At 65.6% G+C, this 22,657-nt stretch carries 24 protein-coding genes; 6 read left to right on the top strand and 18 right to left on the bottom strand.

Translation table 11 applies throughout. The features are described 5' to 3' along the window. Nucleotides 1-14: 14 nt before the first annotated feature. Genes ACOGI7_RS06210 through ACOGI7_RS06175 form a run of 8 tightly spaced genes read right to left on the bottom strand, consistent with a single transcriptional unit; the run spans nt 15 to nt 5,913 of the window. Entirely contained in the window at nt 15-788 is a 774-nt protein-coding gene (locus tag ACOGI7_RS06210; protein ID WP_419851044.1) for a tRNA (adenine-N1)-methyltransferase, read from the bottom strand. Then, nucleotides 785-997: a hypothetical protein gene (locus ACOGI7_RS06205; protein ID WP_419851043.1), complete on the bottom strand. Its 213-nt coding sequence runs from the start codon at nt 995-997 to the stop codon at nt 785-787. Before ACOGI7_RS06205 ends, ACOGI7_RS06210 begins: the two co-directional genes overlap by 4 nt. Before the next feature lie 13 nt (nt 998-1,010). Beyond that, entirely contained in the window at nt 1,011-1,232 is a 222-nt protein-coding gene (locus tag ACOGI7_RS06200) for a hypothetical protein (protein WP_419851042.1), read from the bottom strand. Further along, on the bottom strand, nt 1,229-1,597 hold the full coding sequence (locus ACOGI7_RS06195) for a hypothetical protein (RefSeq protein WP_419851041.1): 369 nt from the start codon (nt 1,595-1,597) through the stop codon (nt 1,229-1,231). Before ACOGI7_RS06195 ends, ACOGI7_RS06200 begins: the two co-directional genes overlap by 4 nt. Before the next feature lie 27 nt (nt 1,598-1,624). Further along, nucleotides 1,625-2,263 (bottom strand): LON peptidase substrate-binding domain-containing protein, encoded by a 639-nt coding sequence (locus ACOGI7_RS06190; RefSeq protein ID WP_419851040.1) that lies wholly within the window; start codon nt 2,261-2,263, stop codon nt 1,625-1,627. A gap of 23 nt (nt 2,264-2,286) precedes the next feature. After that, nucleotides 2,287-3,780, bottom strand: a complete 1,494-nt coding sequence (locus ACOGI7_RS06185) for a D-alanyl-D-alanine carboxypeptidase (protein WP_419851039.1) — start codon at nt 3,778-3,780, stop codon at nt 2,287-2,289. Nucleotides 3,781-3,802: 22 nt separating this feature from the next. Then, nucleotides 3,803-5,272, bottom strand: coding sequence for an acetate--CoA ligase family protein (locus ACOGI7_RS06180; protein WP_419851038.1), 1,470 nt, complete (start codon nt 5,270-5,272; stop codon nt 3,803-3,805). Further along, nucleotides 5,269-5,913 (bottom strand): acetate--CoA ligase family protein, encoded by a 645-nt coding sequence (locus ACOGI7_RS06175; RefSeq protein ID WP_419851037.1) that lies wholly within the window; start codon nt 5,911-5,913, stop codon nt 5,269-5,271. The genes ACOGI7_RS06180 and ACOGI7_RS06175 overlap by 4 nt, the downstream gene beginning before the upstream one ends. A 156-nt stretch (nt 5,914-6,069) precedes the next feature. On the opposite strand from ACOGI7_RS06175, the gene ACOGI7_RS06170 reads away from it, so the two are divergent. From ACOGI7_RS06170 to cofH, 5 genes are all read left to right on the top strand, one after another. Continuing rightward, the gene (locus ACOGI7_RS06170) at nt 6,070-6,822 is read left to right on the top strand and encodes a fatty acid desaturase (RefSeq protein WP_419851036.1); all 753 of its coding nucleotides are present in this window, start codon (nt 6,070-6,072) and stop codon (nt 6,820-6,822) included. A 68-nt stretch (nt 6,823-6,890) separates the two neighbouring features. Beyond that, a complete protein-coding gene (locus ACOGI7_RS06165; RefSeq protein ID WP_419851035.1) occupies nt 6,891-8,006 on the top strand; it encodes an FIST signal transduction protein in 1,116 nt (371 codons plus the stop codon). 81 nt (nt 8,007-8,087) lie between these two features. Then, the gene (gene tkt / locus ACOGI7_RS06160; protein WP_419851034.1) at nt 8,088-10,064 is read left to right on the top strand and encodes a transketolase; all 1,977 of its coding nucleotides are present in this window, start codon (nt 8,088-8,090) and stop codon (nt 10,062-10,064) included. Nucleotides 10,065-10,066: 2 nt separating this feature from the next. Then, the gene (gene tal / locus ACOGI7_RS06155; protein WP_419851033.1) at nt 10,067-11,209 is read left to right on the top strand and encodes a transaldolase; all 1,143 of its coding nucleotides are present in this window, start codon (nt 10,067-10,069) and stop codon (nt 11,207-11,209) included. Between the two features lie 53 nt (nt 11,210-11,262). Next, nucleotides 11,263-13,503: a 5-amino-6-(D-ribitylamino)uracil--L-tyrosine 4-hydroxyphenyl transferase CofH gene (gene cofH / locus ACOGI7_RS06150; RefSeq protein WP_419851472.1), complete on the top strand. Its 2,241-nt coding sequence runs from the start codon at nt 11,263-11,265 to the stop codon at nt 13,501-13,503. Here the strand turns inward: cofH and ACOGI7_RS06145 are convergent. From ACOGI7_RS06145 to ACOGI7_RS06130, 4 genes are read right to left on the bottom strand one after another with little or no spacing between them, the layout of a single operon-like run. Next, nucleotides 13,500-13,676: a hypothetical protein gene (locus tag ACOGI7_RS06145; RefSeq protein ID WP_419851032.1), complete on the bottom strand. Its 177-nt coding sequence runs from the start codon at nt 13,674-13,676 to the stop codon at nt 13,500-13,502. The two genes, cofH and ACOGI7_RS06145, sit on opposite strands and share 4 nt — an antisense overlap. After that, nucleotides 13,666-14,829, bottom strand: coding sequence for a (Fe-S)-binding protein (locus ACOGI7_RS06140; RefSeq protein WP_419851031.1), 1,164 nt, complete (start codon nt 14,827-14,829; stop codon nt 13,666-13,668). Before ACOGI7_RS06140 ends, ACOGI7_RS06145 begins: the two co-directional genes overlap by 11 nt. Before the next feature lie 35 nt (nt 14,830-14,864). Continuing rightward, nucleotides 14,865-15,776, bottom strand: coding sequence for an FAD-binding protein (locus ACOGI7_RS06135; protein ID WP_419851030.1), 912 nt, complete (start codon nt 15,774-15,776; stop codon nt 14,865-14,867). Beyond that, on the bottom strand, nt 15,777-17,219 hold the full coding sequence (locus tag ACOGI7_RS06130; RefSeq protein ID WP_419851029.1) for an FAD-binding oxidoreductase: 1,443 nt from the start codon (nt 17,217-17,219) through the stop codon (nt 15,777-15,779). Between the two features lie 130 nt (nt 17,220-17,349). Here ACOGI7_RS06130 and ACOGI7_RS06125 point away from each other — a divergent pair, with 130 nt between their 5' ends. Further along, entirely contained in the window at nt 17,350-18,966 is a 1,617-nt protein-coding gene (locus tag ACOGI7_RS06125; RefSeq protein WP_419851028.1) for a chloride channel protein, read from the top strand. A gap of 21 nt (nt 18,967-18,987) precedes the next feature. On the opposite strand, the gene ACOGI7_RS06120 is transcribed toward ACOGI7_RS06125, so the two are convergent. The 6 genes from ACOGI7_RS06120 to ACOGI7_RS06095 form a co-directional block, all read right to left on the bottom strand. Further along, nucleotides 18,988-19,206: a hypothetical protein gene (locus ACOGI7_RS06120; protein ID WP_419851027.1), complete on the bottom strand. Its 219-nt coding sequence runs from the start codon at nt 19,204-19,206 to the stop codon at nt 18,988-18,990. 151 nt (nt 19,207-19,357) lie between these two features. After that, entirely contained in the window at nt 19,358-19,870 is a 513-nt protein-coding gene (locus ACOGI7_RS06115) for a phosphoribosyltransferase (RefSeq protein ID WP_419851026.1), read from the bottom strand. Further along, on the bottom strand, nt 19,870-21,045 hold the full coding sequence (locus ACOGI7_RS06110; protein WP_419851025.1) for a ribonuclease D: 1,176 nt from the start codon (nt 21,043-21,045) through the stop codon (nt 19,870-19,872). Before ACOGI7_RS06110 ends, ACOGI7_RS06115 begins: the two co-directional genes overlap by 1 nt. A 10-nt stretch (nt 21,046-21,055) precedes the next feature. Then, the gene (gene mobA / locus ACOGI7_RS06105; RefSeq protein WP_419851024.1) at nt 21,056-21,610 is read right to left on the bottom strand and encodes a molybdenum cofactor guanylyltransferase; all 555 of its coding nucleotides are present in this window, start codon (nt 21,608-21,610) and stop codon (nt 21,056-21,058) included. 26 nt (nt 21,611-21,636) lie between these two features. Beyond that, entirely contained in the window at nt 21,637-22,200 is a 564-nt protein-coding gene (locus ACOGI7_RS06100) for a flavin reductase family protein (protein ID WP_419851023.1), read from the bottom strand. A 1-nt stretch (nt 22,201) separates the two neighbouring features. Continuing rightward, a complete protein-coding gene (locus ACOGI7_RS06095) occupies nt 22,202-22,648 on the bottom strand; it encodes a DUF3151 family protein (protein WP_419851022.1) in 447 nt (148 codons plus the stop codon). Nucleotides 22,649-22,657: the final 9 nt, after the last annotated feature.

Genomic DNA, 22,657 nt, shown 5'->3' with positions numbered 1-22,657 from the left:
CTCAAACCCTCCTGCTAATCCGCCAGTCTTCTCGCAGTCGTAACGAAGCCGGTGTGGCCCACCATTCGGTGCTCGGGTCTGACCGCGTCTCCTTTGATGTGCCAGTCCCGATGGAGGATCTCCACAGTGGACGCCGAGGCCCAGGGTCCCGACTGGCAAGCCTCACGCAGTTGCACCGCCTGCACGATGCTCGGGGTGTAGGCCACCAGGATGCCGCCGGGAAGCATTGATGCGGCGGCGTGGGGCACTACCTGCCAGGGTTCGGGCAAGTCCAGCACGACCCGGTCCAACCCGTCGATGTCAATCCCCTGATAGCAGTCTCTGACCTCCACCTGGAATCGATCGGCAGCCTCGGAGCCAAGAAAGCCCATCACGTTCTCGACTGCCCGTTGGGCGAAGTCCTCTCTGATCTCATAGCCCAGAACCTCCGCCCCGGCCCGCAACAGGCTCAGCGACAGCGCGCCTGATCCCACCCCTGACTCGAATACTCGGGCACCGGGAAACACGTCAGCCTGCATCAATATGGCCGCGCTGTCTTTGGGGTAGACCACCTGCGCCCCCCGGGGCATCTTCAGCACATAGTCGCAGAGGGTGGGGCGCCACACGGTCAGTTCGGCATTGCGGCTCGTCCGCACTTGCATGCCCTCGGTGCCACCGATCAACGCGTCGTGGTCCACCGATCCCGCATGGAAGTGGAATTCGCGGCCCTCCGCCAGCGTGACCATATAGTGACGGCCCTTGCGGTCGGCCAGCAGGACCAATTCGCCGGCTTGGAGCGCCCGGCTCACTGCGATTCGTCGGGAAGATGGGAGATGAGCAGTCTCTCGCCCGGGCGCAACTCTTCAGTCGACACCGTTCGCAGCCGGCGGGTGCTGGCCACCCGGCTCAAGAGCCGAATCGCCCAGGCGACACCGCCCAAGACGAGCCATCCCCGGCTCCCACCTACCAGGCCGCGGACAATGGCCTGGCGTCGCAGATACCCCAGAGGACCAGGCATTTTCCGTATCCGATCAGACCCTGCGGACTTCGACCACGGTCCGGCCAGCCCGACCACGCCGCCGCCCCAGCCAAAAGGCCACCACTACCAGAGCCGCCAGAACTGCTATGCCCCCGCCCAGCATCGGAGTGCGAGCCGCTTCCGCAGTTTGGTCGAAACCGCCCTTCAACTCTTCGAATTTGTCCCTGATGTCGTTCCGGCTGATGACCTCGTGGTCCAGATAGGGATCACTCACGAGCGGCCTCCTTTCGATAGCCGAGTCCTGATCACAACAGCGGCCGCGAGAACCACCACTACCCCGGCGAGCACGACCACATAGGGCAGAGCGCTCATGTTCCCGTCGAACACACCAGAGGCCTCGGTCTGCAACAGGCGCAGGCCGGCGATTACCAGGAAGACGAACCCCACACCGATGCTCAACGCGCCGAGCATGCCCAGCTTCAGCGTCTTTCCCAGCTGTGTCAGCGGTGTCAATATCTCTTGACGGGCATAGCCGACCAACAGGTCCTTTAGTTCTTCTGCCACCTCTTTGGGCGAACTGCCCTTCTTGGCTGCCTTTGAACGCTTCGGCAATTGTCCTCCTGCAAGTCTCTTCAGCAATCAGCCAGCCTATCCCGGCGGGTTCTGCTACCCCATCTCGATTCTGGCTCGGATGAGCTCTTCGGCGTCGGCAAGGAACTCGGCCAGCAGGTCCAACCGCTGAGCAGCATTGCCCGCGGTCAAGAGCCGCTGACGGTCCAAGGGTCCCATCGGAGACAAGGCGACGATCTGCCAAACCGCGGTCGAGAGATCCTCGGCGACCTCAAAGTTCGCCGGGAGTCCGGGAGCCCCCAACTCGGACTGCAATGCCAGCACCCGACGCCAGGTGGTCGTGACCGAAGAAAGCGCGGCGTTGATGTCGCTGCCTTCGTCGTCGCAAAATTCGCTATCGGGCCAGTCTGTGACCTCGGCTCGGGGATAGGGATCGTCCTCCAGCCATCGGCAGACCTGAACCCGGCGGGTGCCTCCGGCAACGAGGCCCCAGCGCCCGTCGGGAAGCTCCTGGGCTTCGATGATTCTGGCCACGGTGCCAGCATCGGTGCGGACGTCCCCGCCGCCCACCTCGCTGCCCCGCTCGATGAGCACAACTCCGAATTCCCGATCGCCGTCCAGGCAGTCCTGGGTCATTTGCCGGTAACGGGGTTCGAAAACATGGATGGGCACCACCATCGTGGGCACCAGCACCATGCCCAGCGGAAACATGGGCAAGATCGACGCGTCGCTCATTGTCTTCTCACCGTGGGGCCCCGTCAGCCCGCCCGAAGATCTTCAAGCTGGATGTCGTCAAGACTCGGCTTGGCCTCCAAGGTGGCCAAATGGCCCACGATGCGCCCCTCTAGCTCCCGGATCGCTTGGTTGGACTCCGCGCCCTGCTGGTTGGCGATAAAGGCGAACGTCATTTCCTGACCACGGCCGATGTCGATGTAGCCCATCATCACGGTGGTGTTCGATGACCCGCCCGACAGTGCCCTGATTCGCCCTGGGTCGTCGACGCCGGCGAACCTGCTTTGAAGCGGACCCGGTTCGGCGGCGGTGGGCAGCAACTCGTGGAAGAAGGGGCTGAACTCTTCGCTGCCCAACATCGAGGTGAACACCGGGCAAGTCGCGACACTGGCAGGGTCCTGTCCGGAACCGTCGAACTGGAGCAGTTGGAACTCCTCGTCATCCACGCCGACCCCCGCCAGTACCGTCTCGACTGCCCGAGTTCCGGCTCGGGTGCTTCCCGTGCCCGACGTAACCCGACCGATTTCCTTGAGGAGCAGCTCGGTGGTCTCGATATCCCGATTGTCGAGGATTTGCTGGTAGTGGTCCGACAGGGGCGCCGACTCGATGGACGCCAGGATGTACGCCTCCTCCTCGTTGGAAACCGCTTCGGATCGGGGGCTGCGGCGGATAACCACATCGCGGGCTTCGAGCATGTCATCGAACAGTGCCGCCGCATAGAACGGAGGATTCTCAGCAGCGAGATAGCCGACCTCTTCTTCGGAGGCCTCACCAGAAGCCTCTTCGTCATCCTGCGCCGGTTCCGGCATGGGGAACTGCACCCAGCCGTCATCGAATTGCAGGGCCAGCAGGGTGCCGATGTTCTCGGATTCGATCATCCTCTCCGGCCACGAGCCGACGTAGAGCAGATCGTCGTAGCGGGTGGCATCGCCCACCACCGCCCCGGTCACCAGGGCCAAGCCCTCGTCAACCAAGTCTTGAGCCAGATCTTCTACGGGGGTGTGGAGCCGGTTCTCGCTCTCGTCCAGCGTGGCGACGAATTCCGGGGTCAACAGCAGTGGGTCACCCCCGCCGACCAGGTAGATATCGCCGTTCACCACCCCGTCTTCCATGGGGACGACCGATTGCACGGTGGTGGTGAATGTGTGATCGGGGCCGAGTTCCTTGTGGGCGGTGGCCAAGGTAAGCAGCAGAAAGGCCTCGGAGGGCATCACCTGGATGTTGGCATTGCTCTCGTAAAAGGCCCGGTTGTCGAGGGTTACGTTCAAACAGGCTGACGCCGGCGCGGTGGCCATCATTCCGTCTAACGCGTTGAAGAAGCCGGGTTCGGTCAGCGGCGGGGCCAGCATGGCCGTGAGTCGGCGGGTGGAGACCAGAGGGGTGCCGACACCGGGGGGCACCGTGTCGTCGTCAGCCACCTCTCCGAGGTCTTCGTGCAGCTGATCATTCAGGTAGTTGGAGCCGAGGAGCGACGCGAGGGCAACCGCAAGCAGCAGAACGGGCATCACAATCCGGCGCACTGCGGTCATCCTAGTGGTGCGTCTATTTGCCGACTAGATGGCGTTGACGCCATCGGGCATACCACCACAGGTGGTGCAGAGCCCTCACCGCTCGGTCAGCAGAGGGGAGGCAGTAGCGGTGTTCACCAGCCATAGTGGCCGGGCCGGAATTGGCTGGTTGGGTGACGGCCAATTCGGTGGCCGCCAATATTGGCTTGCCGGTTCGATCCGAGGCCTCGGCCGCCGCTCGGGCAAAGCGGCTGTCCTGGCGCTCGTGGTATTCGCAGATGCGGGCCAGCTCGGCCGACTCGAAGTACGGGCCTGATCGCAAGTGGGATGCGGTGTTGGCCTGGATGCCCATCCCGAGATAGATCACCGCGTCGACCTCCGGATGGTCGGCAACCAGATTCATGGCCTCCGGAATGGTGTCGCGGCTCTCGCCCCCGGCCAGGTCGATCGGGTTACTGCGACTCCAGCGGGGTGGCACCAACCCGTCGATGGCCGATTTCAGATCAGCGGGAAGAGGGATCAGATCGAGGCTCGACTGCGACACCGCATCCGCGGCGATCACCCCCCAACCGCCTGCACTGGACAGCACCAGCGTCCGGGGGCCGGCGGGCAGCGGCTGGGTCGCAAAGACGGCCACCGCGTCGTACGCCTCTTCGATGGTGAAAGCGCGGACCGCTCCGCTCTGGCGAACCATCCCGTCGAACACTCGGTCGTCGGTGGCCAGCGCTCCGGTATGGCTCGCGGCCGCCTGGGCTCCGCGTGGAGTGGTCCCTCCTTTGACCAGTACTACTGGCTTCTGCTCCGCTGCTTCTCGAATGGACGCCGCGAATCGCCGCCCGTCGCCCACCCCCTCGACGTACGCGGCCATGGCCCTGGTGTGGGAGTCGCCCGCAAACCAAGTCAGATAGTCGACCACCTCGACCATGGCCGCGTTGCCCGCGCTCACCGCCCGGCTGATTCCCACCCCGCTGTGCGCGGCGTAGTTCATGAACGCCGACACCAGATTGCCGGACTGGCTGGCCACCGAGATGGGGCCCGGGGGCGGAACCGGGGCCACAATCTGGGCAGCCAGCTTGGCTGGGTTGGAGATCAGCCCCTGCCCATTGGGCCCGGCTAACACCATCCCCAGGGATTGGGCCAATTCGACCAGTTCTTCTTCGGCTCGAGCTCCTTCAGAACCTGCCTCCCGGAACCCCCCCGAAGCGATGAACGCCGCGCCAATTCCCCGATTTGCAGCCGACTTCAAGATGTCGGTGCAGGTCTGCGGCGGCGTGCAGACCATCACCAAGTCTGCTGTCCCTTGCGGCACCTCATCAACCGACGCCAGGGTCTCGACACCGAGGATGGTGGGCTTGTCGGGGTTGGTGGCGAACACCGGCCCGGCAAAGCCCCCGGCCAGAATGTTGTGCAGGGCGACAAAGCCGAACTTCCCCGGATGGGTGGATGCGCCGGCTAGCACGATTCCCCGGGGGTTGAACAGCAGATCGAACGGAGACCGACTCATGAGCCGCTCATCACCACAAGGGCATCCACCGCCACCGGCAGGCCATCCTTGATCACCAGAGGATTCACATCGATGGCGCCAATGCCTTCCCTATCGGCAGCATCGGCCAGTCCCAACAGAGTCTCCGCCAGCGCATCCCGGTCTACTGCCGGTTCACCCCGCAGCGGCCCCAGCAAAGCGGCCATGCCCAATTCGTCGATCATGTCCTGGCAATCAGGCTCGCTCACCGGAAGCAGCCGGAACACCACCTCCCCCACCGCCTCGGCCAGCACCCCTCCCAAGCCGAGCATGAGTGCCGCGCCGAATTGCTCGGTGAGCACCACGCCGGCGATCAGCTCCCGGTGTCCGGCCACCATCTCCGACACCAGCAGTGCCACCTCGCCGTCATCCTCAGTCGCGGTGGCCAGCAGTTCCTCAGCCGCAAACCGCACTCCATCGGGGTTGTCCAGCCCCAGCCGTACCAACCCGCGCTCGCTCTTGTGGGCCAGCGACCGGCCGCACAGCTTCACCGCCACCGGTCCGCCGATATCCGTCGCCGCGGCCACGGCTTCGTCCGCTGAGTGGGCCAGCTTGTCTCGGCTCACCATCACGCCATGGCTGGCCAGAAGCTGTTTCGACTCGAACTCCGACAGCGCCCCCATTCCCGGACAAGCTACCCGGCCATTCCGTCTCCCCTCACCCCAAGGGCTTTCGCGGTGGCGGGGCCACAACCTCATGTAACCTCCGTCTGTCCTCTAGGGTCACATCCGTGGCTGTCGCAGTCGGCAGTCGGCTGTGACCTGTTGGGAGTTCCACCAGTGCAGATAGTGATCGCGATCGCAGTAGGGCTTGCCCTCACCCAGTTGGCCAATCTGGCCACCACGGTGTATCTGCACCGGGACCTGGCCCATAAGGCGGTGCAACTCCATCCCGTGCTTCGCAGCGTCTTCAAAGTGTTCTTGTGGATGGCGACTGGGATCTGCGCTCGGCAGTGGGCGGCAGTCCACCGCAAGCACCATGCGTTCACCGACACTGATGAAGACCCCCACTCCCCGGCCCGGCTGGGCTGGCTGCGGGTACAGCTCACCAATGCCGCCCTCTACCGGCGATCAGCTCGAGATCCCCGCACCACGGAGCGCTACGCCAAGGACATCCCGGTGACCGCGCCCGATCGTTGGCTGCTCAACCGCGGGATCATCGGCTTGGCCCTGGGAATCGCCATCCTCGTTTGGTGGCTGGGCGTCGTACCGGGCATCGTGGCTGTGGTGGTCCATACCGTGGGCTACATCGGCCTGGGAGGCTCGGTCAACGCCGTGGCCCACACATTCGGGCGCCGACCGTTCGACAACAGCGCGACCAACGTCACCTGGCTCGCCTGGCTCACCTGCGGCGAGGGTTATCACAACAACCACCACGCCGCCCCGACATCGGCCCGCTTTGCCCGCCGCTGGCACGATTTTGATTTGGGCTGGTGGTTTATCAGCGCGGCCCGCAGTCTGGGACTGGCCCAAGTTCGCCATGCCGATGTCGACTCGCTGGCTTCTCGGGCGACCACCTCAGCCCAGGTATAACCCCCCTGTTTATGTAACATAACGTTTTTTCCACTGGCGGCGCGCCTCGTCGGGCTAGCGTGCAGGTAGTGAGCAGGTATGGGGCCGCTTTATCCGAGCATCCCGACTCGGCCAGCGCCGTCGGAGAGGTAATCGGCGAGATTCTCGAAGCAGTTGGCCCTTCGCCCGACTTGGCCGTGCTGTTCACCTCGGCCTCGCACCGCGAGGCGATCGGCGAAGTCGCCGATGCCATCCACCAGGTTCTGGCCCCATCCGCGCTTCTCGGAGCCACCGCGGTGTCGGTGATCGGCGGACCTCTCGAGGTAGAGGAGCGACCGGCCATCTCCCTCTGGGCTGCGGCCCAGTGCCCGGTCCAACCGATTCGACTCGAGGCGGTCAGAGGTCCCGACGGATGGGCGGTGGGGGGAATGCCGGTCAATGCCGAGGGAACCCTTCTGGTGCTCCCCGACCCGTTTACCTTTCCAAGCGATGCCCTGCTGTCAACGGGTTCGCAGATGACGGTGGTCGGAGGGCTGGCTTCGGCCGCCGGACGGCCAGGGGGCAATCGACTGGTCTTGGGCCAGCAGGTCTTCAACGATGGGGCAGTGGGTGTACTTCTCGACCCCGGAGTCGAGGTTCGCACCGTGGTCTCCCAGGGTTGTCGTCCCATCGGCCAGCCTTTCACCATCACCAAGTCCGAGGGCAACATCGTGTCCGAGATGGGAGGACGTCCCGCGGTGGACCGGTTGCGGGAGACGTTGCTGGGGTTGGACGAGGCCGAGCGTGCCCTGGTGTCGAGGGGACTGCATATCGGCATCGTCATCGACGAGCACAAGTCCGAGTTCGGCCGCGGCGACTTCTTGATCCGAGGGCTGGTCGGCGCCGACGAGGAAACCGGCGCGCTGGCCGTGGGCGACTCGGTCAACGTGGGCACCACGGTCCAGTTCCAGGTGCGGGACGCGGCCACCGCTGATGAGGACTTGCGCGAGCTGATGGCCGATGCCTCCGCTGCTTCGGCGTTGGTGTTCACCTGCAACGGCAGAGGCACCCATCTATTCGACGGCCCCGACCACGATGCCGCCGTGGTCCACGAGGCCCTGGAAAGAGTGCCGGTGGCCGGAATGTTCTGCGCCGGCGAGCTCGGACCGATTGGCGGCCATAATTTTCTCCACGGTTTTACTGCCTCGGTGGTGTTGTTCCCATGACTGACTACAGGCAATTTCTCCCATCCAGCCACCGCTTCAGTGGTGTTGTTCCCATGACCACCTGAAAGGATCGATCCTTCTATGGCTGCGTTTCCCGCCGCTCTCGAAGCCCAAGGCATCAGCGTCATTCGCGGTCTGGCCATGGATGCTCCCCACCAAGCCCGTTCCGGGCATCAGGGAACCGCCATGGCCATGGCTCCGCTGGCCCATGTGCTATGGACTCGCATCCTGCGCTACGACGCTGACGACCCGGCCTGGCCCGATCGGGACCGCTTCGTTCTCAGCGCCGGCCATGCGTCGATCCTGCTGTACTCCATGCTCCACCTGACCGGCCAGGGGCTCACCCTCGACGATCTGAAGGACTTCAGACAATGGGGCAGCCAAACCCCTGGGCACCCGGAGGCCGGCCACACCCCGGGAGTCGAGGTCACCACCGGGCCGCTTGGCCAGGGAATCGCCAATGCGGTGGGGATGGCAGTGGCCGAGCGGTGGCTGCGCCACCGCTTTGGCGCCGACGTCTGCGACCATCGGGTGTTCGCCCTGTGCAGCGACGGCGACCTCTCCGAGGGGATCAGCCACGAGGCGTCCTCCTTCGCCGGGCATCAGCGGCTCGACCGCCTCATCTGCTTCTATGACGACAACCGGATCACCATCGACGGCCCCACCGATCTCTCCCTGTCTGACGACGCCGCGCAGCGGTTCTCCGCCTACGGCTGGCATGTCGTGAACCTGGGCGAAGCGGCCGAGGACCTCGATACGCTGGAAGCGGGCATCCGAACAGCCATGGCGGTTGAAGATGCCCCCTCTCTGGTCATCGTACGCAGCCACGTCGCCTACCCCTCCCCCGGCCAGACCGACAACCACGAGGCCCACGGCTACTCGCTTTTCGACGAGGAGATCGCCGCTACCAAAGCAGTCATGGGACTGCCCGCCGACGAGTCGTTTTACGTGCCCGCCGAGGTGGTTCAGGCCTACCGGGCAGCCGGCCGACGGGGTGCCCCCGAGCGGTCGGCCTGGACGCAGCGGATGGCGGCTCTCGGCCCCCAGCGCTCGGAGTACGAGGCGTGCCTGGCCGGGCGGGGGCTGCCTGGCTGGGAGAACAAGTTGCCGTCGTGGCCGGCTGGCGAGTCGGTCGCCACCCGCAAGGCCAGTTCCGCGTGCCTCAACGCCATGGCCGACGTGGTCCCCGGCTTGGTGGCCGGCGGTGCCGACCTCACCGGCAATACCGGAACCAGCCTCTCTGACGCCGAGCCGATCAACCCAGCCCATCCTGCTGGGCGCCAGATCTACTTCGGCATTCGGGAGCACGCCATGGGGGCGGTGCTCAACGGGGCCGCCCTGCACGGCGGCCTGGTACCGGTCGGGGGCACCTTCTTGGTGTTCAGCGATTACATGAGGCCTGCGGTTCGCCTGGCCGCGCTGTCAAAGGCCCACAGCATCTTCGTGTGGAGCCACGACTCAGTGGGCGTCGGCGAGGACGGTCCCACTCATCAGCCGATCGAGCACGTCATGTCGTTGAGAGCCATCCCCGGCCTGCGGGTGTTCCGACCGGCTGACGGCAATGAGGTGGCCCAGGCTTGGCGGCTGGCCGTCGAACTCGATGGCCCCAGCGCCATGATCCTGACCCGCCAGAACGTTCCCGCCTTGGAAGGAACCTCCACCGCAGACGGTGTGGCCCAAGGCGCCTACACGCTGGTGGACTGTCTCAACCCCGATGTGGTCCTGGTGGGCACTGGCAGCGAGGTGTCGGTTTGCGTGGACGCCGCGGCTGCTCTTGGCGAGCAGGGCATCGCCGCCCGAGTGGTCTCCATGCCCTGCTGGGAGCTGTTTGCCGAGCAAGACCCGGGCTACCAGAAAGGTGTGCTGTTGCCAGGAGTGCCCACGCTGTCGGTAGAAGCAGGGGTGACACTGGGCTGGGAGCGGTGGGTGGATCTTCCCGTGGGCATCGACCGCTTCGGGGCGTCGGCACCCGGGTCGGAGGTATTGGACAAACTGGGTATGAACTCGGCCAACGTCGCCGCCCACGCGGCATCCCTGATCAAGAGTGAGGAGCAATGACGATGAGCAGTCTCCACGACTTGTATCGCGACCACGGACAGAGTCCATGGCTGGACAATCTCCGCCGTGAGTGGATCAACGACGGGGAGTTGGATCGCTGGGTAGAGCGGGGGGTGCGGGGGCTCACCTCCAACCCCAGCATCTTCCAGAAGGCCATGACCGCGGGAAACGAATACGACGATCAGTTCGCCAGGCTGCTGGCCGACGGCATGGGTGTTGCCGATGCCTACTGGGAACTCGTGCTCACCGATATCGTCGGCGCCCTCGACGTGCTCGCCCCCGTGTATGAGGAAAGCGACGGCCTAGACGGCTTCGTCTCGGTGGAAGTCGATCCCAAGCTGGCTCGGGACACCGAGAGCACCCTGGACGCGGCCCGGGCGCTCCACCAGCGGGTCGACCGACCCAACCTCTATGTGAAGATCCCCGGCACCGTCGAGGGCTTGCCCGCCATCCAGGCGATGACCGCTGAGGGTCGAAGCGTCAATGTGACCCTCTTGTTCTCCCTGGACCGCTATGCCGAGGTCATCGAGGCCTATCTCCGCGGTCTGGAAGATTGCCAGGGTGATCTTTCGTCAGTCTCCGGGGTGGCGTCATTCTTCATCAGCCGCACCGACACCGAGGTCGACCGCCGGCTCGAGGCTGTCGGAACCCCCGAAGCCCTGGCCCTGCGGGGCCAGACTGCGGTGGCCCAGGGCCAAGTGGCCTACCAGATCTTCAAGCAGAAGTTCTCCGGACCCCGCTGGGATGCCTTGGCTTCGCGAGGCGCCCGGGTGCAAAGGCCGCTGTGGGCTTCCACTTCCACCAAGAACCCGGCTTATCCTGACACCCTGTATGTCGACCAGCTCATCGGACCGGACACCGTGAACACGCTGCCCGACGCCACATTGGAGGCGTTCACCGATCACGGCACGCTGGCCCGCACGGTGGACGCCGACCCCGACGCTGCCCAAGCCATTCTCGATAGAGTCACCGACGTCGGCGTTGATCTGGAAGCGGTCGCCGACCGACTGGAGGATGAGGGAGTGTCGGCCTTCGTGAAGTCATTCGAAGACCTGTTGGAGAGCCTGACCGCCACCGCTGACCGATTGATGGAAGGCGCTCGCGCTGAATCCAATTGGCTGGACCAAATGGAAGGCCATCGGTGACGATTGCCCATACCGACAATCGTGACCTGCTGGAGTTGAGCCTGGCCGACCTGATGGCCCGGGCTCGGGCGATCCGGGACCGGGTGCATGGCACCCGGATCACCTACTCCCCCAAGGTGTTCATCCCCCTCACCATGCTGTGCCGGGACAAGTGCGGCTACTGCACGTTCGCCCAGCCACCCGCCCGCTTGGAATCGCCGTATCTGAGCGAACACGAAGTGCTGGCCATTGCCGAGGCAGGGGCAGCAGCCGGCTGTCACGAGGCGCTTTTCACCCTCGGTGAGCGCCCCGAGCTGCGCTATCCGGACGCGGCGAAGTGGCTGGACCGCCACGGCTTCGACTCCACGGTGGACTACTTGGCCCATGCCGCCCGACTGGTGGTGGACAAGACCGGGCTGTTGCCGCATGCCAACGCCGGCGCGCTCTACCCCGAGGAGCTGGCCCTCCTCCGCAAGACCGCGCCATCGCAGGGGATGATGCTGGAAACGCTGGCCGACCTGGACTGCCATCGGGGATCGCCCGACAAGACCGCTGAGCGACGTCTGGCCACCCTGGATGCTGCCGGCGAGCTGGCCATTCCGTTCACCACGGGCATCCTGGTGGGAATCGGCGAATCCCGAGCTGACCGAGTCGAAGCGCTGGAGGCCATCGCCGAGTCCCACCGGCGCTGGGGCCATGTCCAAGAGGTCATCGTCCAGAACTTCCTGCCCAAGCCGGGCACAGGCATGCATGCCGCCCCGCCCTGCGACCATGACGAGTACTTGGAGGCCATCGCGCTCGCTCGCCTCATTCTGCCGGAAGAGATCCATCTCCAAGCCCCGCCCAACCTTTCTGACGACTTCGGACATCTCGTCGATGCCGGCATCGACGATTGGGGCGGGGTCTCCCCGGTCACCGCCGATCATGTGAATCCCGAGCGCCCTTGGCCCGCCCTCGACCGCTTGCGGGTCGTCACCGAGGCCAAGGGGTTCTGTCTCGCCCCCCGATTGACCGTGTACCCCGAGTATGCCCTCGATCCAGCGCACTGGCTCGACGAGGACATGCGGTTCCCGGTGCTCGACCGCAGCGACGCCGAGGGACTGGGGCGGTCCGACGATGGTGGCTGGTACTCCGGTGCCGACGCCGCGCCGCCGATGCTGCTGACTCCTCCGCAACAGAACGGCGCCGCTGACGTGCGCGCCACAGCCGGCGGCGCGGTAGACGAGGTGATCGTCGGCGTGCGCGCCGGTCAGGAAGTCGGGGTGGACGAGATCGTCACCCTTTTCGGTGCTCGGGGACCCGAGGTCCGAGCGGTGGCCGCGGTGGCCGACGAGCTCCGCCAGGCCGCGGTGGGTGACGAGGTCACCTGGGTGTCCAACCGCAATATCAACTACACCAACGTTTGTACGTTCAAGTGCCGATTCTGCGGATTTTCCAAAGGGCCGCTGTCGCTCAACCTGCGAGGCGACCCTTACTTGCTGACCTTGGACGATATTGCCGAGCGCACCGCGGAAGCCGCCGAGGCCGGCGCCACCGAGGTCTGCCTGCAAGGCGGCATCCACCCCAGCTTCGACGGCGACTACTACATCGACGTCACCCGGGCGGTGAAGGACGCAGTACCCGACATCCATGTCCACGGCTTCACCGCCCTTGAGGTCACTGAGGGCGCCCGACGGCTGGAAGAGCCGCTAGCTGACTATCTGCGCCGGTTGATGGACGCCGGCCTTCGCTCGCTGCCCGGCACCGCCGCGGAGATTCTCGACGATGAGATTAGGGCGGTGATCTGCCCCGACAAGATCGACACCGGCGAGTGGTTGGATGCCCACCGCACCGCCCACGGGCTCGGCTTGCGGTCCAACGTGACCATCATGTTCGGCACAGTCGAGCAGCCGGTCCACTGGGCCCGCCACCTCGTTCGCACCCGCGAGCTCCAAAAGGAGACCGGTGGGTTCACCGAGTTCGTGCCCCTGCCTTTCGTGCACATGGCTGCTCCCATCTATCTGCAAAAGCGATCACGGCGGGGACCCACCTTCCGGGAGGCGCTGCTCATGCACGCCGTGGGCCGCATCGCCTACCACGGCTGGATTCACAACATCCAGGCGTCATGGGTGAAACTGGGCATGGCCGGCGCCGCCCAAATGCTCCAAGCCGGCGTGAACGACTTGGGCGGCACCCTCATCAACGAGAACATCTCCCGCGCCGCCGGTGCGTCCCACGGCCAAGAAGCCACCGAGGACGACCTCCGCGCCCTCTGTGCCCCGCTGGGCCGCACCCTCCGCCAACGCACCACCCTCTACGACGCGGTAGCCGTTTAACCCAAAATCTGGATCGCCTTCTCGACGGAGCGCCGGGCTCGGGCCAGCTTCTTCTCCTCTTCGGGGCGGCTTGTGGCTCCTTCTTCCACTGCATCGCGCAGCACTGACATGGCCAAGTCGTCCAGTTGCTCGGCAATTTGCTCCAGCTGTTCGCGGATGTGCTCAACGGTCATCGTGAATTGCCTCGTCCAGTATTTCCAGGGGGTGGCGCACGGCCACCCCGGCATTGGCCAGATGAATGGTGCAGCCGGGGTTGGCACTGGCCACGAATTCGGCACCGGACCGCCTGATGGCTTCCAGCTTGCGATCTCGAATCGATGCCGCCAGCTCTGGCTGCATGGCCGCATAGGCGCCGCCCGCTCCGCAACACAGGCCATCGTCGTCCAGGGTCACCACCGTGGCGTAGCGGGCCAGCACCTCGACCACCGGCTGGTGGGCTCGCTGCACATGGCGCAGGTGGCATGGGTCGTGGACGGCGATGGTCACGTCTTGACACCGCTCCCTCGCCGATGGCAGGCGGTCTCCGTGGACTGCCAGCCACTCATGGACGTCTAGCACTCGCTCGCTGAAGGCGACGGCTTCTGGGGTGCCCAAATGCTTCCCGTACTCCTTGAGGACGGCCCCGCAGCCGGCCGAGTCCACCAGAATCGGGGCTGAACCCTCCAAGGCCCTCATCGTTCGGGCGGCCAGGGCGTGGGCATGATCTTCCAAACCAGCATGGAGCGACAAAGCGCCACAGCACGCCGCGCCTGGGCCAGGCAGGGCTACGCCAGCGCCAGCCGACTCCACCACCCGCTTCACCGCGGCATGGGTTGATCGTTGCCAGGCGTCCATCACGCAGCCGGTGAACAGCCATACGTCATCGCCGGTGGCTCGAAGCCGCTCTTGCACCAGGGGAATCTTGGGCAATCCCAGCCGCTTGGAAGGCACTAACCGGAGCCGCTGGACCACGGCCAGCGCCCGAGACAGCAGGTTCAACAGCCTGCGATGGCCGAGAACCCGGAATCCCCACCGGCGCCAGTCCACGCGCCGCCGTCGGGACAATTCAGCTTGCGTGGCCTCCATCATCGAGCCGAAGGGCACCCCGGACGGACAGGCCGGCTCGCATCCCCGGCACTGCACACACGAATCCATCGAGGCCAAGAAGGACTCGTCCACGGCCATGCCGTGATCTTGCACCTGGCGCATGGCGCTGATGCGCCCCCGCGGCGAGGCCCACTCTTCGCCGGTCACCCGAAATGTCGGGCAATGGGGCAAGCACAGCCCACACGACACGCATGAGGCCAGTTCCTCGGTGTCGATTCCCAATGCGGATCTGGAAGCCATCTCCTCGGGACCGATTCCGAGCGGTGTCTTCGCCGTCATCCCGCCGCCAGCGGGTCGCGCCCGGGATTGAGCCGACCTCGGGGGTCGAACTCGGATTTCAACCGTTTGTGCAGGGTAACCACTGCCGGATCGGCATCGGGGTTCGGGCGGGGCTCAGACACATAGGCCATCCCGGTACCGACCTGCACCAGATAACTGCCCGTTGACTGCCCCGCCTCCAGCGCTCCAGTCGGCACCCGATAGGCCGGCAGGGGTGGCGGTCCATCAGTGGGCTCACACCCCAGCGAGCGGGCCAGTTCAGCCTCGGACTCCACATCGGAATCGTGACCCTCCAAATGAACCCACGTCATCTCGCCGTCCCACAGGATGGAAGACGGCCAATACAAACTGCGGCGCAAGTCCACTGGATCGCACGATCCCGCCAGCCATTGCTGCGCCGCCGGCCGGGGCCACGTGCGCAGTATCACTTCGCCGAGCAATCCCAGCGTGCCCAGCGATCCCACCAGCAAACGGCACAAGTCGAAGCCCGATACGTTCTTCACCGTCGGTCCGCCCGCGGTGACGAGCCGCCCAGTGTCGCCAACGTAGACCACCTCCAGCAGGGCGTCCCGAAGCCGGCCACGGCCGAGAGCATGCAGGTCATCGCGGCCCACGGCCAGCACACCGCCCACCGTGGCTCCAGGCAATACCGGCAAGTTGGCCCGTTGGCCTGCCTCGGCCAACGCAGCGTCGAGTTCCTCTACCGGTGTACCGGCGCCCACCCGAATGGTCATGTCTGCGGGATCGAAATCCCGCACTCCAGCCGGGGCCCGCACCAAGCGGGTCTCCTCCGGGCACCGGCCCCCAATCTCCCATTGAGTGCGCCCACCGACCACCGCCACCGGGCCGTCGTCCCCCACCTCGGCGGCGAACGACTTCAGCTCTTCTCCGGCCTCCTCGCCGGTCACCTAGCCCCACACCCCCTCGGGAACTTTCTCAAGAGCGTTCACTTCAGCGCAGCTTGCTCCGGTGGGCAGCACTTTGCCGGGGTTGGCCATTTCGTCGGGGTCGAACGCCCGCCGCAGCCGAGCCTGGGCGTCCAAGTCGGCCTCGCTGAACATAAGCGGCATGAAGTCGCGCTTTTCTATGCCGATGCCGTGCTCGCCCGACAGCACCCCGCCCGCGGCCAGTGAAGCCTCAATGATGGCCGATCCCGCCGCGTGTACTCGGTCCATGATCCCCGGCTCCCGGCGGTCGTACAGCAGCAGCGGATGGAGATTGCCGTCACCGGCGTGGAACACATTCATCACTTGGAGATCGTGCTCTTCGACGATCTCGTACACCTGGTTCATCACCTCGGCCAGTCGGGTCCGCGGCACCACCGTGTCGTGCAGGTAGTAGTTGGGTTTGATCTGGGCGATGGCCCCGAACGCGCTCTTACGCCCCTTCCATATCAAGGCCCGCTCGTCGTCGTCGGCCGCTTGGCGGACACTCCCGCCTCGCTCCACGGCCAACTCGGCCACCCGGTCGGCCTCCGCCGCCACTCCGCCGGGCAACCCGTCAACCTCTACGATCACCACCGCAGCTGCATCGGTGGGGAATCCAGCCCCCACAAAGTTCTCCACTGCCCAGATGATGTTCTTGTCCATCATCTCGATGGCCGCAGGCACAATGCCGTCGGCGATCACCGCGCTCACCGTCTGGGCCGCGGCGTCAACTGAGTCGAAGGCCAACAGCAGGGTCTGCACCGCGGGCGGGTTCGGGGTGAGCCGCACCGCAATGGCGGTCGTGATACCGAGCATCCCCTCAGAGCCCACATACGCCCCCCGCAGGTCCAACCCGGGGGCCCAGCCGTCGGGATCGCCCAGCACCACAGCCTCGCCCGACATAAGCACCACCTCGGCGGCCAACACATGAGCGCTGGTCACCCCAAGGGCCAAACAGTGGGGGCCGCCCGCGTTGGTGCCCACATTGCCCCCCAACGAGCACACCTGTTGGCTGGAGGGGTCGGGAGCAAAGTGCAGGCCATGAGGCGCCAAGGCCCGGCTGAGGTCCAGGTTGATCATGCCCGGCTGCACCCAGGCCACTCGCTCGTCGGCGTCGACCGACATGAGTTGGTTCATCTTGGTGGTGACCACCACCACCGGCTCCTCCAAGGGCACCGCTCCCCCGGCCAACCCGGTACCCGCGCCCCGGGGCACCACCGCCCGGCCATGGTGCCGAGCCGCGTCCACACAGCCCTGCACCTCGGCGGTGTTGATCGGAAAGCACACCGGGCCGGCCTGGCCCCCTTCAAAGATCGAGGCATCCCGGCCCATGATCGAGCGCTCCAACGGGGCTACCCTCACCCGGTCGGGGGGCAGCACCCGCCGAAGATCTCGCATCAAGGGGTCGGCCTTCCGAAACTTCATCCGCCAGTAGAATACCGGCAGTGAGTCACACAGGATGCAAGCTCTCCAAGCACTTCTAGGAGGAAGAATCGCAAGGTCGGGCGTGGAGTTGCTCGCCTCGTTCCGACCGCGCCGAGCTTTTCCCGCCGTAATGGTACTTTCCATCGTCACCGGCGCTCTCGTCGGATTGCTGGTGGCCGGTTTCGAGCAGCTCACCGTCGAAGTGCTCCTCAAACGGCTCTTGGAAGGACCGCTCTGGTGGCAAGCAGCGGCCCCGGCAATCGGCTTGTTCGCCGCGGTGGCCATTCTGCGCCATCTCGGGCGGGGTGCCTCTCCGTCGACGTCCGATGAGTACGTGCGAGCCTTTCACGAGCGCCATCCCCGGCTGCCCCTCTCCCAACTACCCGCCAAGCTCCTCGCCGGTGTGGCCACCATCGGCCTGGGGGGCTCGGTGGGACTGGAGGGCCCCTCGGTGTACGCGGGGGCCACCGTCGGCCACAGCACCCAAGGCTTGTTTGCCCGGTGGCTGCGCCGTGAGGAGGCCAAGATGCTGCTCACCGCGGGGGCGGCAGCCGGCATCGCCGCGGTGTTCAAGACTCCGGCCACCGGGGTGATCTTCGCGTTGGAGGCCCCCTATCGCGACGACGTGGCCCGCCGCGCTCTGCTGCCGGCTCTGCTGGCCTCGGCGTCGGGCTATCTGGTGTACGTGGCATTGCTGGGCACCGACCCGGTCATCGATCTGGGCAGCCACGACAGCAACCTCAGCATCATCCACTTGGGCGGAGGGGCCTTGCTCGGGTTGGTCGCCGGACTGGGGGGTCGGGGCTTTGCCTGGCTGGTGCGCCAGGCCAAGGGACTGGAGCGGCAGTTCCCCATCGGGGTCAGGATCCTGATCGGCGGGGCGGTGCTGGCCGGACTGGTGTTGGCCACCGAAGCGGTCTTCGACCAGCCCCTCAGCCTGGGACCCGGCGTGGAAGCCACCCAATGGCTAAGAGACGGCAATCACACGCTGCTGCTCATTGGCAGCCTGCTGGCCTTCCGAATCATCGCCACCCTCACCACCGTGGGGGCCGGAGGCACCGGCGGCTTGTTCATTCCCCTGGCGGTTCAAGGGGTGATCGTGGGCAGTTTCGTGGGCCAAGCCTTGGGAACAGCCGATATGGGGCTGTACCGCACCCTGGGGTTGGCCGCCTTCTTGGGCGCCGGATACCGGGCACCCATTACCGCCGTGATGTTCGTGGCCGAGAGCACTGGCACATCCGCGTTCGTGGTCCCCGCGCTCATCGCCGCCGCGGTGTCGCAGCTGGTGGCCGGATCCAGTTCGGTGGCCTCCTACCAGTTGGACAAACGGGAGGGTCTTGTGGAGCGCCGGCTCGCCCTGCCGCTCACCTCCGCGCTCACCACCGACACCCTTACCGTGCCCCCCGACGCCACGGTGAGCGAGCTGGTGTACATCCACCTTCTCGGCCGACGGGAGCGGGAGGTGCCGGTTGTCGACGGCGGGGCCTATCTCGGGATGTGCGGTCTCGAGCAGATGAGCGACCTGGAACGAGATGCGTGGAACGACACGCTGGTGGCTGACATCGCCCGGCGCGATCTACCCACTGCCCGACCGTCGTGGACCTTGCGCGATGCGGTGGCGCAGATGGATGCCAACGACACCGATCAGTTGCCGGTGACCGACGACGACAGCACGTTCATCGGCGTGGTGCGAGCCGACGACATCCTCCGCTTGGACGAGATCCTCGACGAGACCGAAGGAGTGTGACCGGGATCCGGTCACACCGACTCAGTCGGGAAACAGCTCGTCGACGCTGTCAGCGCTTGGGGTGTCCCGGTACTCGCACCAGGGCTTGGCCCCTACCTTGACGAGTCGGCATTCCTCTCCGGGGATGGCTCCACACTCCACGCATGGATCCTCGTTTTCTTCGAACATGACGTCGAAGTCGTCGCTTGTGTGCTTGAGCGCACGAGCCTCTTCATAACGACGGTGGCGTCCCTTTTTCATGGGCGGCTCCGCAATATCGAGCCGGGAGCGATCTGGCCCCGGCAGCAGGGGGAACTCCGCCCCCTAACGTCTCATAAAGGCCAGTCTAACCACTCTGTTCAGTTGTTTGGCACACCGCAAATTTCCAGACTGGCCCGCGCCGGCCGGCAACTCAAGCGTCGAGCACTTTGTGGCGGGCCTCCTCGGCGCTCACCAGCGGACGGTCCGTGGACCACGGGAAGTTGATCCACTGGTCGGTGCGCTTCCACACATAGTCGCACTTCACCAGCGAATGCGACTTCTCATAGAGCACTGCCGAACGCACATCGCCGACCCGGTCCACGCAGAAGTCGTAGACCATCTTGAGCGTGTGGCCGGTGTCGGCGACGTCATCGGCGATGAGGATCTTGGAATTCCGGTGATCCACCAAGTCGACGGCGGGGGGAAGCATCACCGGAACCGGGAGCCGCTCGTCCACTCCGGTGTAGTACTCGCAGTTCATCACGTAGATGTTCTTGATCGACAGGGCGTAGCCGAGCGACCCGGCACAAAAAAGACCTCCTCGGGCAATGGCCAGGATCATCTCCGGCCGGTACCCGTCGTCGGCCACCATCGCAGCCAATTCCCGCACAGCCCGGCCATAGGAGTCCCAATCAAGCCATTCCCGATCTGTCGCCTCGCCCATCAGTTTCCTTTCGCTGAAATCGGTCGCCCGGAACGCTCTTCGAGGGTGAGTTTGCCCTGGCTGTCGAAGGCTACTGCCGCGGTCCCCTCCAGAAGCTGTTGAACCGGCGCCGCGATGATGTCGGCCCGCCACCCCTTCGAAGCCCGACAGTCGGGATCACCCCGTAGCAGCGCCTCGATGTCGTTACGCGTGGCCACCAGCGCGGGATCGAGGTCCGCTTGAGCGGCGTGCTGGGCGGCCCACGATGTGATGAGGCTGATCGCCGGTTTCAGCGCCGGATCCAGCTTGGGCGGATTGCTAGCAGGTTCGACCGCCAAGTCGGCGTTTCTGATCTCGTCGAGCAGGGCCAGCAGCTCCTTGTCGGCGCCCTTGCGGAGGTTGCGGGGCTCCACTCCCCTGATCTCCCGCAGCTGGGCAATGGACTTGGGCATGCGCTGAGCCACGACGGCTACCCCGAGATCCGACAGCACATGGCGGACCGGCTGATTTTGCTGGGCGGCGTACTCTTCTCGCCATCCGGCCACCGCTTGGGCCAGAGCTCGGGGCCGGCCCTCCATGCGCCGCACCTCCTTGATCCGAAGCCACGCGGCATCGGGAGATCGGCCCGCATCGGCCCGCTCCAACAAGAGAGCACACTCCTCCTCAGCCCATTCCAGGCGTCCCCGGGCATGCAGCTCCTTTTGCAGGATGTCGCTGATCTCCAACAGGCGCTCCACGTCTGCCGCGGCATAGGCCAGCATGTTGTCGGGCAGCGGCCGTTGGAACCAGTCGGACAGGCGAGCCTCCTTCGCCAACTCCACTCCCAGCAGGCGATCATGAAGCGTGGCCAGCGACGGCGAGCTGTAGCCGATGAACCCGGCTCCGATCTGGGTGTCGAAAATCCTCCGAGGCCGTGTCCCGCACTCGTGGTAGAGCACTTCCAAATCCTGCTCGGCGGCATGGAGCACGGCGAGCCCTTCGCCGTCCAGCAGCTTGGCCAGCGGGGCAATAGGCACCGCCAGCGGGTCGATGACGGCCAACTGGTCATGCCAGGCGATCTGGACCAGCGCCAACCGGGGGTAATAGGTGCGTTCTCGGTGGAACTCGGTATCGAGGGCGTAGGCATCCGCGGCCGACGCGTCAGCCACCACCGCCGACAGCTTGCGCCGGGAGGTGACCGGCTCGGGGATTTCCACCCGGTTGAGATTAGCGGTCGGGCCGGAGGTCTTCGGGACTGTCGATGTCGGCCACAGCCGACGGGGGCGCGGGCAAGTCGACAACAGCAGCTTCATCCAACAGCGAAGCCACGGCCCGAAGGCCTGATTCGAACAAGCGCTCCGCCAATGCTGCGGCTGCTGTGTCAATGGCCAGCGGCAGGTAGTGGCGGCGTTGGTCGGTGAATACCGCCGCTGCTGGAGCCGTTGAAGGGGGCGCTTCCAGAACGGCCCGCACGAGCGCCGCCACATCCTCGGCGCTGATGGTGGGAAGATCGCAGGGCAATACCACGGTCACGGGATGGCGGGCCAGACCCAGCGCGGTGGCCACTGCTCCCAGGGGACCCTCCCCGGGCCAGCGGTCGGCCACAAGCTGGGCATCTGCAACGGCTGCGGCTCTTCCCAGCTTCGGCTCGGTCCCACCGACGATGAACCGCTGCGAAGCACCGGCCAACGCCTCCAGGGCACCGGTAATGAGCCACTTGCCCTCTACCTCGATGAACGCCTTGTCGGTACCCATCCGCCGGCTCTTGCCTCCGGCCAGCACTGCACCAGTGAACTCGGACGGGATTTCTAGCCCCCGTAGTTCATGCGGGTGTCCTCCATGCGCAAAACGGGGGTGTCCTCGTCGTGCTGGAAGCCGCAGTCAACCACTTCGCCGATGAACAGGGTGTGGGCCCCAGTGACCACTGAGTCGCGCACCTCGCAATCCAGATAGGCCGGTGCGCAGTCCAAGATGGGCGCACCGGTGACGCCGTCATGGAAGGCGAAGCCGTTCAGGGTCATGGCCGCCAAGTCAACTTCCACCGGCTTGGTGAACTTGCGCACGATGGCTCGGTCCTCTCGGGCGATGGTGCACAGGCTGAACACGCCGCCTTCGGAGATGAGCTCGTGGGTGTAGGCGGGATGCTCGACCCCGATGCCGATCAGCTTCGGCTCGAAGGCCAGCTGCGTGGCCCAATTTAGGGTCATGCCGTTGCGCCGCTCCCCTGCCCTCGACCCCACCACGTACAGCCCGTAGGGCAGGCTCCACAGGACTCGCCGGCGTAGCCGGTCATAGGCGTCTTGAGCCTCTGGGTCGTCTCCTACTTGTTCTGGGAACGGGCCAATGGGTCCGGTGCCGCCGGGCGCCGCCATGTCACTCTCTCCAGTCGGCCGAGGGCCACGACGGGTCGAGCTGGTACAAGAAGTGCAGGCAGCGCTCTTCTTCGTCTCGCTCGCCGATGGCTGCCGCGGTGGCTTGCAACCCGGCCAAGGCGCGGAGAAAGCCTCGGTTCACCTCGTGAGCCCAGCGCACATAGCCCGACCCCCGCCATCCGTTCTGGCGCAACCGGTCCAACCCCCGGTGATACCCCACTCGGAAGGCGGCATAGGCCTCCGCCTGATCGCGGGCCAACAGCCCCAGTCGGGCCCAGCCGTCCAGGAATCGGGGAAAGCGGGCCACCACTTCGGCCACGGCGTCTCTTCTTTGAGCCTCGGGCTGGCTCATCGCTTCAGCCAGTGCGGCCAGCGCTTCGGGGGGCTCAGGATCCAAAACCGTCTCAGGCGGCCCTGACCGGGTCAGATTCACCGGCGCATCGCTCATAAGCGCAAT

It is taken from the genome of Candidatus Poriferisocius sp. (genome assembly GCF_965204145.1).
GTDB lineage: Bacteria > Actinomycetota > Acidimicrobiia > Acidimicrobiales > Bin134 > Poriferisocius.
The sequence above is the reverse complement of the archived record's forward strand: the minus strand, read 5'-3'. Positions and strand labels throughout refer to the sequence as shown.